Annotated in this window: 14 protein-coding genes; 5 read left to right on the top strand and 9 right to left on the bottom strand. The window is 63.1% G+C overall.

Features of this window, described 5'->3' with window-relative positions:
• Positions 1-84 precede the first annotated feature (84 nt).
• Both JQ558_RS35660 and JQ558_RS35655 read right to left on the bottom strand, forming a co-directional pair.
• Entirely contained in the window at positions 85-2,487 is a 2,403-nt protein-coding gene (locus JQ558_RS35660; RefSeq protein ID WP_212296610.1) for an EAL domain-containing protein, read from the bottom strand.
• Positions 2,488-2,868: 381 nt separating this feature from the next.
• Positions 2,869-3,027, bottom strand: a complete 159-nt coding sequence (locus tag JQ558_RS35655; protein ID WP_212214268.1) for a hypothetical protein — start codon at positions 3,025-3,027, stop codon at positions 2,869-2,871.
• A 476-nt stretch (positions 3,028-3,503) separates the two neighbouring features.
• Between JQ558_RS35655 and JQ558_RS35650 the strand changes: the two genes are divergently transcribed.
• Together JQ558_RS35650 and JQ558_RS35645 are read left to right on the top strand one after the other, a co-directional pair.
• Positions 3,504-4,559 (top strand): YbhN family protein, encoded by a 1,056-nt coding sequence (locus JQ558_RS35650; RefSeq protein WP_212296609.1) that lies wholly within the window; start codon positions 3,504-3,506, stop codon positions 4,557-4,559.
• A 181-nt stretch (positions 4,560-4,740) separates the two neighbouring features.
• Complete coding sequence (locus JQ558_RS35645; protein WP_212296618.1) at positions 4,741-6,642, top strand: hypothetical protein; 1,902 nt, start codon at positions 4,741-4,743, stop codon at positions 6,640-6,642.
• Here JQ558_RS35645 and JQ558_RS35640 read toward each other — a convergent pair.
• Complete coding sequence (locus JQ558_RS35640) at positions 6,639-7,487, bottom strand: DUF3313 domain-containing protein (RefSeq protein WP_249142782.1); 849 nt, start codon at positions 7,485-7,487, stop codon at positions 6,639-6,641. The two genes, JQ558_RS35645 and JQ558_RS35640, sit on opposite strands and share 4 nt — an antisense overlap.
• A gap of 29 nt (positions 7,488-7,516) precedes the next feature.
• Positions 7,517-8,539, bottom strand: coding sequence for an acetylhydrolase (locus JQ558_RS35635; RefSeq protein ID WP_212296607.1), 1,023 nt, complete (start codon positions 8,537-8,539; stop codon positions 7,517-7,519).
• Positions 8,540-8,781: 242 nt separating this feature from the next.
• On the opposite strand from JQ558_RS35635, the gene JQ558_RS35630 reads away from it, so the two are divergent.
• The gene (locus JQ558_RS35630) at positions 8,782-9,384 is read left to right on the top strand and encodes a TetR/AcrR family transcriptional regulator (protein ID WP_212214279.1); all 603 of its coding nucleotides are present in this window, start codon (positions 8,782-8,784) and stop codon (positions 9,382-9,384) included.
• Positions 9,385-9,511: 127 nt separating this feature from the next.
• On the opposite strand, the gene JQ558_RS35625 is transcribed toward JQ558_RS35630, so the two are convergent.
• The 3 genes from JQ558_RS35625 to JQ558_RS35615 all read right to left on the bottom strand — a co-directional run bounded on the left by JQ558_RS35625 (position 9,512) and on the right by JQ558_RS35615 (position 12,731).
• On the bottom strand, positions 9,512-10,129 hold the full coding sequence (locus tag JQ558_RS35625) for a DUF2147 domain-containing protein (protein ID WP_409363441.1): 618 nt from the start codon (positions 10,127-10,129) through the stop codon (positions 9,512-9,514).
• Positions 10,130-10,310: 181 nt separating this feature from the next.
• On the bottom strand, positions 10,311-11,567 hold the full coding sequence (gene urtA / locus JQ558_RS35620) for an urea ABC transporter substrate-binding protein (protein ID WP_249142779.1): 1,257 nt from the start codon (positions 11,565-11,567) through the stop codon (positions 10,311-10,313).
• Between the two features lie 135 nt (positions 11,568-11,702).
• Positions 11,703-12,731 carry an NAD(P)/FAD-dependent oxidoreductase gene (locus JQ558_RS35615; RefSeq protein ID WP_212214284.1) on the bottom strand — a complete coding sequence of 343 codons (1,029 nt, stop codon included), beginning with the start codon at positions 12,729-12,731 and terminating at the stop codon, positions 11,703-11,705.
• A 179-nt stretch (positions 12,732-12,910) separates the two neighbouring features.
• Here JQ558_RS35615 and JQ558_RS35610 point away from each other — a divergent pair, with 179 nt between their 5' ends.
• Positions 12,911-13,366: a thioesterase family protein gene (locus JQ558_RS35610; protein ID WP_212296606.1), complete on the top strand. Its 456-nt coding sequence runs from the start codon at positions 12,911-12,913 to the stop codon at positions 13,364-13,366.
• Positions 13,366-14,472: a S9 family peptidase gene (locus JQ558_RS35605; protein ID WP_212296605.1), complete on the top strand. Its 1,107-nt coding sequence runs from the start codon at positions 13,366-13,368 to the stop codon at positions 14,470-14,472. The genes JQ558_RS35610 and JQ558_RS35605 overlap by 1 nt, the downstream gene beginning before the upstream one ends.
• A gap of 26 nt (positions 14,473-14,498) precedes the next feature.
• On the opposite strand, the gene JQ558_RS35600 is transcribed toward JQ558_RS35605, so the two are convergent.
• Together JQ558_RS35600 and JQ558_RS35595 are read right to left on the bottom strand one after the other, a co-directional pair.
• Positions 14,499-14,819 (bottom strand): 2Fe-2S iron-sulfur cluster-binding protein, encoded by a 321-nt coding sequence (locus tag JQ558_RS35600; protein WP_192737738.1) that lies wholly within the window; start codon positions 14,817-14,819, stop codon positions 14,499-14,501.
• Positions 14,820-14,960: 141 nt separating this feature from the next.
• Entirely contained in the window at positions 14,961-15,338 is a 378-nt protein-coding gene (locus tag JQ558_RS35595; protein WP_212214294.1) for an Hpt domain-containing protein, read from the bottom strand.
• Between the last annotated feature and the right edge of the window lie 45 nt (positions 15,339-15,383).

The raw sequence follows: 15,383 nt of genomic DNA, 5'->3' as shown, positions 1-15,383 counted from the left end.
TCTACCGCAGATAAGTCTACGCAATCTGCGTAAACTTGATTGCTATGCGAACCGGTATCCACTTCGCTCGAAAACGCTCTGCGATTATGCGACGATGCGCGCGCGCGGCTTCGACAGCATCGCGGCCACTTCGGCGGCGGGACGCGGCCTGCTGAACAGATAGCCCTGGGCCTGCGTGCATCCTTCGCGGCGCAGCAGATCGAACTGGGCCTCCGTCTCGACGCCCTCCGCCGTGGTGACGATCCCGAGACTCTTGCCCAATCCGGTGACGGCGCGGACGATGGCCATGGAATCGTCGCGCGTGGCCAGTTCAGTGACGAACGAACGGTCGATCTTGATCTTGTCGAACGGGAAACTGCGCAGATAGCTAAGCGACGAATAGCCCGTTCCGAAGTCGTCGAGCGAGATCCTGACGCCAAAGCCGCGCAGCTCGTGCAGAACCGCCAGCGTCGCCTCGCTGTTCTGCAACAGCACCGATTCCGTGATCTCCAGTTCGAGACGATGTGCCGGAAGACCGGCGGCCTGCAACGCTGATTTGACGGACAAGATCAGGTTCGGATTCTTGAACTGCACCGGCGAAAGATTGACGGCGACGGTGATATCCTCGGACCAGCCTGCGGCGTCAATGCAGGCCTGCCGAAGCACCCAATCGCCGAGCGGAATGATCAGGGCGGTTTCCTCCGCCAACGGAATGAAATTCGCGGGCGAGATCATGCCGCGCAGCGAATGGTTCCAGCGTACCAGGGCCTCGAACGCGACGACGCTGTCGCTGGCGACATCGCGGATCGGTTGATAATAGACCTCGAACTCGTCCCGTTGCAGCGCCGCGCGCAAATCCAGTTCCAGAATGCGCCGCGCCTGGGCGCGGGCATCCATTCCGCTCTCGAAAAAGCGATAAGTGCCGCGGCCATCCGCTTTGGCGCGATAGAGGGCGAGATCGGCCTTCTTCAGCAACTCATCGGGGTTCTTGCCGTCCTCGGGCGCCAGCGAGATCCCGATGCTGACGCCGACGACGAGTTGGTGCCCTCCGATATCGTAGGGCTCGCCGATCTTCTCGACGATGTGGCTGGCAAGCAAGGCCACCGCCGACGGATCGCAGTCGCTGCAGAACTGCACGACCGCGAATTCGTCGCCGCCAAGTCGCGCAACCGTATCGTGCTCGGTGACACATTCGCCGAGCCGGCGGGCGACTTCCCTCAGCAGCGCGTCGCCGACCGGATGACCGAGCGAGTCGTTGATTTCCTTGAAATGATCGAGATCGAGACAGAATACCGCGAGCTGATCGCTGCGCTTGACCAGGCGCAGCGCCTTCTCAAGCTGCTCGCGGAACAGCGTCCGGTTCGGCAGATTGGTGAGCGCGTCGTGGCGCGCCATATGCGTGATCTGCTCCTGGGCCGCCTGCCATTCGGTGATGTCCTCGAAGGTCGCGACCCAACCACCGCCCTCTTTGGGCTGATCGACGACGCGGATCGAACGTCCGTTGCGGGTGACGACCCGGTTCAGGCTCTCGCCGGCCTTCGCCGCGGTCACCACAATGTTGAAGAATTCATCCGGATCGCCGTCCCATTTGCCGATCGCTTTCTGATCCTTGAGAACGTCGACCAACAAACGGCCCTGCAGGGACATATTGGTCCGATCCATCATCTCGCTGTAGCGCTGGTTGAACAGCATGATGCGGCCGTCCGCATCGAACATGCAAAGTCCCTGCGACATGTTTGTGATGGCCGAGTCGAGCAGAACCTTCTGCTGATGCAGCTCGCTGCTTGAACGGCGATCGAGTATCGCCGCCACGAACGTTATGCCGAGAATGGCGAACGCCGCCACCGCGGTCAGAAAGGAAAGCGCCGCCGGTGAGATCGTCAATTCATCGATGACGAGGGTCGGATCGGCAACGAGCGTCACGGCGCCCATCGCCGTGAAATGGTGGGAAACGATCGCGATCGTCAGCAGGCCCGTGGCAGCCACGGTATGTTTGCGGTCGTCCCGGCGCGCGGCGACAACGAGCGCCAGGCCTGCGAACACGCTCCCGAACACGACGGATGCCAGCACGATGCCGGGCGACCAGACGATGCGCGCCGGAAGCTCGAGCGCCATCATGCCGGTGTAGTGCATCGCTGCGACGCCAGCGCCAACAACCGCACCGCCCATCGCAAGCGTCGACCGGCGATCATTGAGCAGGGCGATGCTGAGGCCGGCCGCCGCGATCGACACGGCGAAGATCAGCGACAACAGCGTGACCGGAATATTGTAACCGGCCCCCGAGCCGGGATCGTAGGCCAGCATCGCCACGAAGTGGGTAGCCCAGATTCCGCAGCCGCCGACCGCGGCATCAAGGCCGACCCAGATCGCGCGGGTGCGACCGTGAGAAGCCCGGGCCCGATGAAACAGGCTGACCGCTACCGCGCTGGCGAGCCAGCAAATGATGCCGCCGAGAACGACCAGCCGCAAATCATGCTCGGTGACCAGGCAATTCAGAACTTGATACATCACAGACCCCTGCTAGCCCTCTGTAATGACGGCGCTAATGGTGCATGTGAGGTAACCGACGCGGTTTCGTCTGCTCCGATGGTGAATAAATGCTTCGCGTCCTCGCGTGCGGGTTGCGGGTTCCCGCCATCACCCGGTGATTTCCGCTGTCACCTGAAACGACGAACCGGCGAACTGATTCCCAGGTGGTGAGCACCCGCTCCGGCAGCAGCAGGCCGGCCAGAATCGCAGCCACGGACGCAAGAACGCGCGCGATTTTCACGCGCGGCGTTTTGCCTCAATGGCCGGACAAATCAGCTCGCGGCCTGCAGACCAACCGTGGGCTCCGCCAGCGTATGGTCGCGCGGCAGCTTCCGCCCGGACGGTCACAGCGAGATCTCGTCAAGCGCAGCGGCGCAGGCGACATTGCTGAGCGGTAGCATCCAGCACGGCCGCGACCTCGTCCACGACTTGGTCGGCCTTCTGGATGATGGCGTCGATCGACGGGCCATTGACCGCCTTGCCCACCGGTCCCCGCAGCGGAAGCACCTTTCCGGGCATGCGTCCGTTTCGTCGAGATGACAGAAAAAGCCCCGTTTAAGCTGCTTTTCGGCCGCGTTCTCGGGCGTCCAAGGCGGCGACGCTTTCACGAGTTGTCTCTCAGCGTAATCTTAGATGTCCGCAATTCGGGATGAACAAGCCGTTCATGGTCGTGATGCCTCCGAATACCCGTCCCCGGCTTGGGAATGCGAAACCCCGGTCCGTCCTCAAGCCGATCTACGCGGGGCGGCCCCGGTAACAGCGGAACGGCGCTTGCAAGAGAGCGTTGGGAACACGCCTGGCCGCGACTCACAATCGTTAACGCGGCCGGATATGTAGGACGTATGACAGGGTTACCGAACGAACGCAGATGCTAGGCTTGTCAAGGGCTGCACAACGGTTCGATTTTGGCTTATGTGTCTTCGCGCACGGTGCGTCTGACCGTCCCTGTCGCCTCGTTTGACAGGTTTTCTTTTGCCATCCCGCCGGGAGGATGAATGCATCGGCTGCTGACCACGCTTGGGCGTGGCTTCAAGGAGAAGATCGGCTGGAAACGGCTAGGGATCGCTGCGAGTCTCCTCATCATCATTCTTGCGGTCACCCATCTGGTTAACACCCTGAAGGGGGTCGACACCGCGATCATCCTGACCGCGCTGACGGAAATCGCGCCGCATCGCATCGCGCTGGCTGCACTGTGCGTGGTAGGCGCGTTTTGCACGCTGACCTTCTATGATTTCTTTGCGCTGCGAACCATCGGCAAAACGCACGTCCCCTATCGCATCGCTGCGCTGTCGAGTTTCACCAGCTACACCATCGGCCACAACATCGGCGCCACCGTTTTTACCGGCGGCGCGATCCGTTTCCGGATCTATTCCGACTACGGCCTGAGCGCGATCGATGTCGCCAAAATCTGTTTCCTCTCGGGCCTGACCTTCTGGCTCGGCAACCTGTTCGTGCTCGGCATGGGCATGGCCTGGCATCCCGAAGCGGCGACGGCCATGGACCTGCTGCCGCCATCGGTGAACCGGCTGATCGCACTCGGCTGCCTCGCCGGCATCGCGGCCTATTTCCTCTGGCTGGTCACCGGAGACAGCCGCCGCGAACTCGGCCAGAACGGCTGGAAGGTGGTGCTGCCCTCGGCGCGGCTGACGCTGCTGCAGGTCGCGATCGGCGTGATCGATCTCGGATTTTGCGCGCTGGCGATGTATCTGTTGATGCCGACGCAGCCCCATATCGATTTCGTTTCGCTGGCGGTGGTCTTCATCCTCGCAACACTTCTCGGCTTCGCCAGCCATGCGCCGGGCAGCATCGGCGTGTTCGACGCCGCGATGCTGGTAGCGCTGCCCCAGTTCGGCAAGGAACAATTGCTGGCGACGCTCGTGGTATTCCGGATCCTGTATTTCCTGCTTCCGTTCGCGATCTCGATCTCGATCATGGGTGTGCGCGAACTCTGGCTCAGTGTGTTGCAGCCTTGGTACGAACGCCGACGGCTCGCAGACGCCTGCACGGCGTCCGCCCGGGTGCGGCAGCCGATCAAGAGCCGCCAGTCCTAGCACCGGGTTTCGCCTTGGGGGTTCCTGCTCACCAGGTTCGGTAACGGCAAATTGTTGCCCTCCAGACTTTTGGGCTAGGACTGCCTCATTCTCTTATTTCTGCCTTACCGCTAACGTCAAACGCGCCATGGCCGGAATTTTACCTCGATCGATAACATCAGTCGCGCTGCTCGCCGGCGCGATGGCGGCGTTATCGCCTCCCCCTGCTCAAGCGCAGACCGCGCCCCAAGGCGCCATGCAGATTTCGTGGGAGGTCCGCAACCGCTTCCGCCTGTTCCGGGAAGAACGGGATTTTCAGCTGCATTCCGAAAGTGGCCGCGGCCGCAGCGTTCTGGCCGCCGAACAGGCGCTGGGATTGCAAAGCGACGGCCGCGGCTGGGCACGAAACACCGTGAACCGGCTTTGCATCGATCTTGCCGGCCGCGTCAGCGAGCCCTGCACGCGCGATAACGTCAAGGAAAGCTATCTGACGCCGATCGATCATCCCATCACCGTCCGCCTGACGGGACAGGTTCCTGTCGGCGCCACCTGCGCCTGGTCGTTTGACGATGGCGACGGACCGCAAGGATCCACCTTCGACTGCGCCGAGCCGGTCAATTTCCGGGTCCGCTATGGACGTACCACCGTTGCCAGCGTCGACGTCTCCGCCGGCTCGGACGGTGGCCAGCGCGTCGCCACAGAGATCTCGGTGCGCGACATCTTCATCGCCGGCCTCGGCGACAGCATCGCTTCCGGCGAGGGAAATCCGGACCGGCCTATCGCGCTGTCCGATGAAGGCTTTTGTTTCCGCTCCTATCTGGGAACGGCCGCCTCGCAATATTACCGTCCAAGCCGCGCCGGCTATAAAGGCGGACGGGCCTGTGAAGCGCCGGATACGATGGCCGTTTGGCAGCGGCAGAGCGCGCTCTGGCTCAATGCAGCCTGCCACCGCTCGCTCTACAGCTACCAGACGCGGACCGCATTGGCGCTCGCCGTACAATATCCGCATATCGCGGTGACGTATCTGCCGCTGGCCTGCACCGGCGCCACCATCGCCGACGGCCTGTTCGGCTCGCAGCGCGCCCGTGACTGCCCGCCGTCGAAATCCGGCAGCTGCCGGGGCACGGTCAATGCCCAGCTCTCCGAATTGCGCGAAGCCGTTACGGCGGCCAAAAGCCGGCAGCCTGACCGCAAGCTCGATCTGGTGCTGCTGTCGATCGGCGCCAACGACATTTATTTTTCGGGGCTCGTCGCCGACGTGATCGTGGACACGGCGACGGAGCGCGCCCTGTTCCGGCGCAGCGGCGTGCTGGCATCGGTCGACGACGCACGCGGCGCATTGATGCGCGACCTGCCGCAAGGATTCGCCAAGCTGCGTGAGGCGTTAAAGCCGCTGGTCGGCGACATGTCTCGCGTGGTCTACACCTCCTACGCCAACCCGACGCTGGCCAATAACGGCGCACCCTGCCCCGGCGGACGGGCGGGCTTTGATATTCATCCCTCGTTCAACGCCGAGCCGCAGCGGCTCGCCGCGGTCTCTAACTTTGTCGAGGGCGAATTCCTGCCGCAGCTGAAGGCGCTCGCGCTGTGCCAATCCGGCATCCTGTGCCGCAACCCGCGCGCCGACCGCATGACCTTTGTCGATGCGCATCAGGCGACCTTTGCGAACCACGGTTTCTGCGCGCGTGCGGAGAGCGATCCCGAGTTCGATCGCCAATGTTTCTCGGCCCGCGGCGAGAGCTTCGATCCTGATATCGTCACCGCCGCCAGCCAGCCGATGCTGTGCGGCCGCAGCGCCGGGGAATATCGCGCCTATCTGCCCCGCGCGCGCTGGATCCGCGACGCCAATGACAGCTATTTCGCGGCAATGACCTATCCGCAGGGCTTGCCGTCGTCGCAGCAGCCTGCCGACATCCACGACGCGACCTGGGGGGTCCTGTCGGCGGTGTATGGCGGCGCTGTGCATCCCACCGCCGAAGGCCACGCCGCAATGGCGGACGCGGCACTGCCGGCCGCGGCTGCCGTGCTGCAACTGGATGCCGCCGTACCTGAAGTGATTTCGCAGCCGGTATCGCCGATCCCGGGATTTCCGGGGACGCGTTAGCGTTCGAGCGCGGAAACTGCCTTCGTGTCGACACGCGGAGCAGGTTCAGGGTGGATCTCGTTTGCTGGCGTACCTCGGTCGGTCCAATCCGGCGGCAGTCCAATCCTCTCGCCGATCATGCCAACCAGTCCCGGCGCTCGCCCGAATGCTTCACAAGCCACCTCCTTCGGCGCGCCGCCGAGCGAGGCCTGCAATCTGGCGATCGATGGCGGTGACGAAATTTTTCCGAACGGACTCTCGGCCGTGACCAGCAATTTCCCGAAATCGTCTCCGAAGGCAGAAGCGAGATCATAGGCGTCCCCGTCGCTCGACACGCGCGGCGAGCTGGTAAAGGAATTCGCGCCACGCGCCCAGATCATGGCGGCCTTTTGGCTGCCGTTACGATCACGGGCCTCGGCCTCCACGGCGAGGCTCCCGAGCCCGATCGGAAGCCGCGGGACGGGGATCGGTACACCAGGAGCAACGATCGACGGCACGACGCTCGCGACCTTGGAGACGCCGGCGGCGGTCGCATCGGTCGGCGCCACGTGGATGATCACCGCACGGACGCTCAGATCCGCCGTCTCCGCCGGTGCCACGATCCGGAAGCGCTCGCTCAGCGCAAGGCACATGGCTCTGCTGACCGTATTCTTGATCAGCCTGCGCTGCTCGTCCGAGAAGGGCACGCGCGCGGCGGCTGCCGTGAGGGCGGTTGGCTCGATCCGCAGGGTCTTTGCTGCGAGAATCTCGGCCTTGCTGACCCGAACCTGCGACTTGGTCAGAAGCCCGTCGGACGGGGTCAGATTGTCGTAGGACGCCAACGAGCCGGACCGCTCCAGTTGTACGGCCGAGCAGCCCCCGGCCATCCAGCCCAACGCCGCGACGACGAGCCACCTCATGGCGTAACCGGCAAGCCGATCGCTGAACCCTGCACCACCCGGCGGGAACGGGCGCTCAGAGCCGGCGAAAGCGCTGACCCGGGCGCGGACGCCAGAATAGGTTGCCATGTCGCATTCCAACGCGTCATCGCCGTACCGTTGCCGTCGAAGGCCATATCGAGAAAAGCCAGCGTGAGCTCTGCCGTGGCGGCCTTCACTTTCGGGTTGAGGGCCGGACCGCCCGTGAACGAGCGGTCTGTGAATATGCTGTGCGACCCGCCTTCGAATACGGCGAGCAGCTTGCGCGGTGCGGCCATTGCGTCGAAGACGGCGAGCCGGTCGGCCGCGGGCGAGTAATACCCGGGAATTTGGATGACATCATTGGTGGCGGTCACATGCAGAGTGGGAACAGTGATTTTGCTCAGCACCGGAGCCAGATCGGTTTCACCGTAGAACGGCGGCGCGGAGATCACGATCGCCGCAGCAAAGCGCGGGTCGCGGGCCTCGACCCACTGCCCTTCGCGCATCACGCGCGCGCCGACGGCAAGCAGCGCCGTGTTCGCGCCATACGAATGACCAGCCGCCACGATGCGCCGACGGTCGATCTGGGCTCCGTAGGGGCCGACGCCGCCGAGCAGCACGCGGTCGAGCGCGAAGCGCAAATCCCAGACCCGGGCAAGCGCCTCGCTCTCGTGAGCCGCTCGCTGCAAACGGTCGACGACGGTAAGGGGATTGCCGGCCCAGAGCGACGAGTCGCTGCCCGCGTGCTGAACATGCAGGCTGGCAACGCCGCGCGCGGCCCAATACTTGCCGAGATAGCTATATCCCCGGCGGGAGCCGCCCATCCCGTGGGAGAACACAATGAGCGGCACGCGCGCTCCCGGCGCGATATTCGCGGGCCAGTGCAGGCGCGCGGGAATGGTCCGCGAACGCGTCGGGTCGACCCACTCGAAATCAACGACGCGAAAAGCGGGCGCCACGGCCTCCGCTGCCGCGGGATTGGCCGGAACGGCAGCCGTGACGGCGACGGCGAGCAGCATTGCGCCGAGGCCCCGTCGCGTGATGGTGGCCGGCACGCCCTCGCCGGACCGTCGGGGCCGCGAGGCAGCCCCGGTTGTACCGTCCTGACCAACTGCAGCGGACTGAACACGCCGCAACGATGCACCGCCGCCAATCCTGCTCTTCATGCTGCCTCTTCTTGAACACAATTCGCACTGGGTGTAATATTGTATTTGCACTTAGTGTAATTTTGCAAGGAAATATATTCGTGCCAGAAGGGGCCATGGAAAATTCGTCCCCCAAGGAGGAAGGCCTGCGAGAGCGGAAGCGGCGTGCGACGCTGCATCGCATCGCCGAGCAAGGCCTGAAACTGTTTCTGACCAACGGCTACGAGGCCACCACGCTCGATGCGATCGCGGAGGCCGCGGGGATCTCGCGGCGAACGTTCTTCTACTACTTCAAGTCCAAGGAAGAGATTTTGCTGGCGTGGCAGGACGGCGGTTTCAACGAGACCCTGCGAGCCGCCTTGCTGGAGCAATCGACCAAACAGTCCCCCCTCAACGCCGTGAAGAGCGCCTTATTGGAGCTGACGTTGCGCTTTCAGGCCGATTACAAGCAAACCAGGGTGATCGAACGCCTGATGTGCGCGAACGAGTCGCTTCGCATCCGACACCAGGCGAAATATGTAGAGAAGGAACAAGCGGTATTCGACGCGCTCTGCCAGATGTGGCCGCAGCCCAAGCGGCAGCCTGCGCTCCGCGTCGTCGCGATGATGTCGATCGGAGCACTACGTCTCGCGATCGATAACTGGAACCGCGAGGAGGGAAAGCGACCTATCGCCGCTTACCTCAAAGAGGCTTTCGCCGACCTGAAGTCGGAGATTTGAAGCCCTTTGGCCGAACGGCCACCGCTACAGCCTTTTTCCGTTCCGATGGAATCGGAACGGAGCTTTAGATTCTTGTTTTGACGCGTTTTCTTCACGCGAACCGGTGTCTACTTCGCTGGAAAACGCTCTAACGCGCGGGGGCCGGCGCTCCAGGTGGCGGCGCGAGCGCCGGCGTCGTCGCCTTCTTTGGGGCGGGCGCTTTCGGAGCAGGCTGCTTCATCGCCGCCGCCTGTGCCGGCAGGTATTTCGCGATGATGGCGGGGTCGAGCGTTGCTATCGAAGTATCCGGCAGCCGGGTCCAGACCTCGTCCCTGCCCAATAACGAGAAGCCGAGATAGCCGCGCATGGTCAACGTCTGTCCGTCGGGACTGAGCGTCATCTTGGCTTTGTAGATCTTGCCGTCGCGCGGATCGAGCACATTGCCGTTCTCGTATTTCAGTCCGTCGCGTTTCATGTCGCGAATGAACGAGAGCCCGAGCCACGGCTGATCTTTTCGATCGTCGGTGCATTTTGAGCAGACCGGATTGGGAGCATCGCCTGGCTCAGGAAAAAGCTTGGCAAACGCGCCTTCATAGAGGCCGTCGCGATCGACCACCAGAAACCATCCGACCGGCTTGCCCTTCTCGACCTTTTGCCACAGCCCGGCGGCTGACGGCTCCGCCGTTTGCGCAGCAAGTTCGCAAACGAACGCAAAGCCCATCACGATCGGCAATATCAGTCGAATCAAGGAAAGCGCATTTCGCATCGTCATCACCTGACTTATTCACAAAATGAATGGCCGCAGACTAAGGCCATTTCACGGACGGTTCCAGTGCCTGGACGGACGAACGCGAGACCGCGGCGAACGAGCCGCGGCCATTCGGTCATATTTTCGTTGGAATCATCGCCAGCAAGAGCCAGGAACCGGCTCGATACGCAAACCGGCTTCAATGGCCTCCGCACTTGTTGGTCTTGGTGTTGTAGTTGCCGCACTTCCTGCCAACCCAGTCGCCGATCAGGTCCCTGGAGCCCTCGAGTTCGTTCGACCACGCATCGCCGGCCACCAGGCCCGGGGCCTTCCACACCACGTCGAACTGACCATTGATTTTGACTTCACCAATGAACACCGGCTTGGTGATGTGATGGTTCGGAAGCATCTTCGCGATGCCGCCGGTCAGATTTGGAGTTTCGATGCCCGGCAGCGCGTCGATCACCTTGTCCGGATCGGTCGACTTCACCTTCTCAACCGCCTTCACCCACATGTTGAAGCCAATATAGGAGGCTTCCATCGGATCGTTGGTGTCGCGCTTCGGATTCTTGGTATAGGCCTGCCAGGCCTTGATGAACTTCTCGTTGGCCGGATCCTTGATCGACTGGAAGTAGTTCCAGGCGGCCAGATGACCGAGCAGTGGCCTGGTGTCGATGCCGGCGAGTTCTTCTTCGCCGACCGAGAACGCGACAACCGGAATGTCGCTCGCCTTGATGCCCTGGTTGCCGAGTTCCTTGTAGAAGGGAACGTTGGCGTCGCCGTTGATGGTGGAAACGACGGCGGTCCTCTTGCCGGCCGAGCCGAACTTCTTGATGTCGGCCACGATCGTCCGCCAGTTCGAATGACCGAACGGCGTGTAATTGATCATGATATCTTCCTGCGCAACGCCTTTCGACTTCAAGTAGGCTTCGAGGATCCTGTTGGTGGTGCGCGGATAGACGTAGTCGGTGCCGGCCAGCACCCAGCGCTGCACCTTCTCGTGCTTCATCAGATAGTCGACCGCGGGGATCGCCTGCTGGTTCGGCGCCGCCCCGGTGTAGAACACGTTGCGCTCGCTCTCTTCTCCCTCGTACTGCACGGGGTAGAACAGGATCGAGTTCAGCTCCTTGAACACCGGGAGCACGGATTTGCGCGACACCGAGGTCCAGCAGCCGAACACGACGGAGACCTTGTCCTTGGTGATCAGCTCGCGGGCCTTTTCCGCGAACAGCGGCCAGTTCGACGCCGGGTCGACCACGACGGCCTCGAGCTTCTTGCCGAGTATGCCGCCCTTCTTGTTCTGCTCGTCGATCAGGAAGAGGACGGTGTCCTTCAGCGTGGTTTCGCTGATGGCCATGGTGCCGGAGAGCGAATGCAGGACGCCGACCTTGATGGTGTCGTCCGAACTCTCGCTACCGACGGCGCTACCCGCCGGCAGCAGGGAGCACAAAAACAAGATGACCGCGCACCGCCTCACTCGGTTCGACCAACGTTTCACGGTGCTCTCCGAATGGGACAGCTCAGGGGCGCTGCTGTAAAAAGAACGTCAGTCGAACTCTTAGTCAAATACTTTCGTTAGATGCGCCGGCTGTCAGTTGACGCCGAGCTTCTTCTGCAGGCTCGATGACGAGGTCGTGTACTGGAAGACGAGGCGCTTGTCCGGATAGACGTAGCGATGCGCCTTCTGCGCCATCAGCGCGCCCTCGTGGAATCCGCTCAGGATCAGCTTCAGCTTGCCCGGATAGGTATTGATGTCGCCGATCGCAAATATGCCTGACACATTGGTTTCGAAGGCGGCGGTTTCGACCGGCACCAGATTGTTCTCGAGCGCAACGCCCCAGTTCGCAACCGGTCCGAGCTTCATGGTCAGCCCGAAGAACGGCAGCATGGTATCGCACTCGACCTTCGAGACCGCGTTGTCGTTGCCTTTCATCATGGCGCCCGAGAGCTTGCCGCCCTCGCCTTCAAGCGAGGTGACCTGACCGATCTTCAGGTCCATTTTTCCGGAAGCCACCAGTGCACGCATCTGTTCGACGCTGTGTGGAGCGGCGCGGAAATCATCGCGCCGATGCAGCAGCGTCACGTGCTTGGCAATGGGGTGCAGATTGAGCGTCCAGTCGAGTGCGGAATCGCCGCCGCCGACAATCAGGATATTCTTGTCGCGGAACTGCTCCATCTTGCGCACCGCGTAGAACACCGAGGTGCCCTCATAGGCCTCGATGCCCGGCACCGGCGGGCGCTTGGGCTGGAACGAGCCGCCGCCCGCGGAGATCACGACCACCTTGCATTCGAACACCTGGCCGGCGTCGGTGGTGACGCGAAAGAGAGGATCGCCGATCTTCTCGATCGTCTCCACCATCTCGTTGAGGTGAAAGGTCGGATTGAACGGCTTGATCTGCTCCAGCAGCGCGTCGGTGAGGCCCTGGCCGGTGACAAAGGGAATGCCGGGAATGTCGTAGATCGGTTTTTCCGGATAGAGCTCGGCGCACTGGCCGCCGATCTTGTCGAGGATGTCGACCAGATGCGTCTTCATATCGAGGAGGCCCAATTCGAACACGGCGAACAGTCCGCAAGGACCTGCACCAATAATCAGCACATCGGTTTTGATCGCTTCGCTCATCTCAGCTTCTTTTCGGTTGGACCGCGCCGATGGCCTGGGCGGCGCTTCTGGGGCAGCGTCTGTCTAGCCAACGCCGGTGGAACAGGAAAGCCATAATATGGCAGGTGGCCTTCGCCTCAACCCCTTGCCGGAGCAGGATAACTGGGCTGTAACAACGTGAAACGTTCGGAGACCGCCCCGTGAACGCCCCTGCCCGCCTCGATTCAACGCCGCGCCTGGAGGATTTCCCCTACCGGCTGACCGACAATGTGCGTTTCGCCGACCTCGACCCCAACCAGCACGTCAACAACGCGGTCTATGCGACCTATTTCGAAACCGGCCGCGTCACGCTGATGAAGGACCGCAGCTATGGGCTGATGCCGGACGGCGTCAGCTGGATCATGGTCCGGCTCGACATCCATTTTCGCGCCGAGCTGCGCTGGCCGGGCACCATCGAGATGGGGCTCGGGGTCGTGAAATTCGGCCGCACCTCCGTGACCTTCGATCAGGTGGTGTTCTCCGAAGGCACATGCGTCGCCTCGGCGCAATCGATATCGGTGCTGCTCAATGAGGCGACACGAAAGCCGACACCGCTGACCGAGGAGATCATCGGAAACTTCCAGCGCTGGCTGCGGCGCGGAATGGACGGACGATAATGCGCGCCGCGCTGCTGGCGGTGTTGATCGTCTCCGCGACGATAAAGCCCGCCGCGGCCGATGGATACCATCGCGAGGATTTGCGCATTCCGATGGCGGCTGCGGAAACGGTGGGCCTTGAGGCAATGCTGGTGCGGCCCTCGGGCAGCGGACGCTATCCACTGGCGCTGATCAGCCACGGCGCACCGCGCGATCACACCGCGCGAGCCGACATGTCGCCGTATGGCATGTACCGGCAGGCGATCGAATTCGCGCGGCGCGGTTTCGCAGCGCTGGTCGTGATGCGGCGAGGCTATGGCGAGTCCGGCGGCCGATATGCCGAGAGCAACGGTCGCTGCGCCAATCGTGATTATTTGCGATCGGCCCGGGCGTCTGCCGAAGATTTGGCCGCCGCGATCCGCGCCATGCAGGACCGCACCGACGTTTCCATAAGCGGCATGATCGCGGTCGGCTCCTCGGCGGGCGGCTTTGCCAGCATCGCGCTCGCCGCCACTGCGCCGCCCGGACTCGTCGCCGCGATCAGCTTCGCCGGCGGGCGCGGTTCACGTGCCGATGACGATGTCTGCGACGAGGCGGCACTGGTGCGGGCATTTGCGGCGCTCGGCCGGACGTCGCGAATTCCGACGCTGTGGATCTATGCGGAGAACGACAAGTTCTTTCGCCCCGACCTCGCGCACCGGATGCACGCGGCGTTCACCGGCGCCGGCGGGCGCGCCGAATTGATCGACGCCCCTGCGTTCCGCGACGACGGCCACACGCTGTTCTCGAGGGGCATTGCGCTATGGACCCCGATGGTCGATCGCTTCCTGCACGAGCAGAACCTGGGAACGCGGGAACTGGCCGCAGCACCGCTTCCGGCAGCGCTTTCGCCGCCGCCCCGCTTGGGTGAAAAAGGCCGCTCAGCCTTTGCAGATTATTTGTCCGCGAGCCCTCACAAGGCATTTGCGGTGTCCCCGACCGGCGGCTTTGGCTACCGTGCCGGGCAGCGGTCCGCCGTCGCGGCGCAGGACGCGGCCCTTGCCGCATGCGCAAAGGCTGCCGCCGACTGCGCGGTTTATGCGGTCGATGAGGGACTGGTCGAAAGGGAGCGCGCCGGGGCGCGCTGAACCATCCGGCGGAGCCGGACGAGGTTCTACGCCTGCCGTTCCGGCGTGGAGACCACGAGGCCGTCGAGTTCGTCGGAGACCTTGATCTGGCACGACAGGCGCGAATTCGGCCGTACGTCGAAGCCGAAATCCAGCATGTCCTCTTCCATCGGCGTGGGCGAGCCGACCTTCTCGCGCCATTCTTCCTCGACATAGACGTGGCAGGTCGCGCAGGCGCAGGCCCCGCCGCATTCGGCTTCGATGCCCGGAATGGCGTTGCGGATCGCGGCTTCCATCACGGTCGCGCCGTTTTCGACTTCAATGGTTCGTTTTTCGCCGGAATGGTCGACAAAGTGGATTTTGGCCATGATCGCTCGTGCTGCCGGTATACGGTAGGAGGGTCCCCGGCAGTCCTATAACGGGTCGATCCGCACAGCGCCAGCGGTCGGAACGAAAACCTAAGGGGCTAATTTGGCGGGGTTTTGGCGGGCGTCAGACGCAGGCCCGCGTCAGGACCGGCGCAGAATCGCCTCGATCGCCGCCCGCGCCCGCGCAATGGCCTCGTCGAGTTCGGCAACAAGGCGGGACGGATCGGCGCCATCGGCAAGAACCGCCTCCAGCCGGGCGGCGGTTTCCGCCACACCGAAGGCGCCGATCGCGCGGGCCGAGCCCTTCAGCGTATGGGCCAGCGCATCGGCATCTGCCGGCACGGTGGCAAGCATGGCCATCAGCTTGGCCGACTGGGCCGCGAACATCGCCAGCACCTCCTGTTCGAGGCCGGCATCGTCAAGCGTCATGCGCTTAAGGTGTTCGAAATCGATCGGACCGTCATCGGGAGCGAGCGGCGGCGATGGCATCCATTGTATCCGTTCAAGGTGAAGCGGCATGGCCTGACCCACATCTCCCCGCCGGACCGATCCAGGCAGGGCCGT

Origin of the sequence: Bradyrhizobium sp. AUGA SZCCT0160, assembly GCF_018130105.1 — a bacterium.
Classification (GTDB): Bacteria; Pseudomonadota; Alphaproteobacteria; order Rhizobiales; family Xanthobacteraceae; genus Bradyrhizobium.
Note: the sequence above shows the minus strand (reverse complement) of the source record. Positions and strands in the feature narration are given on the sequence as shown.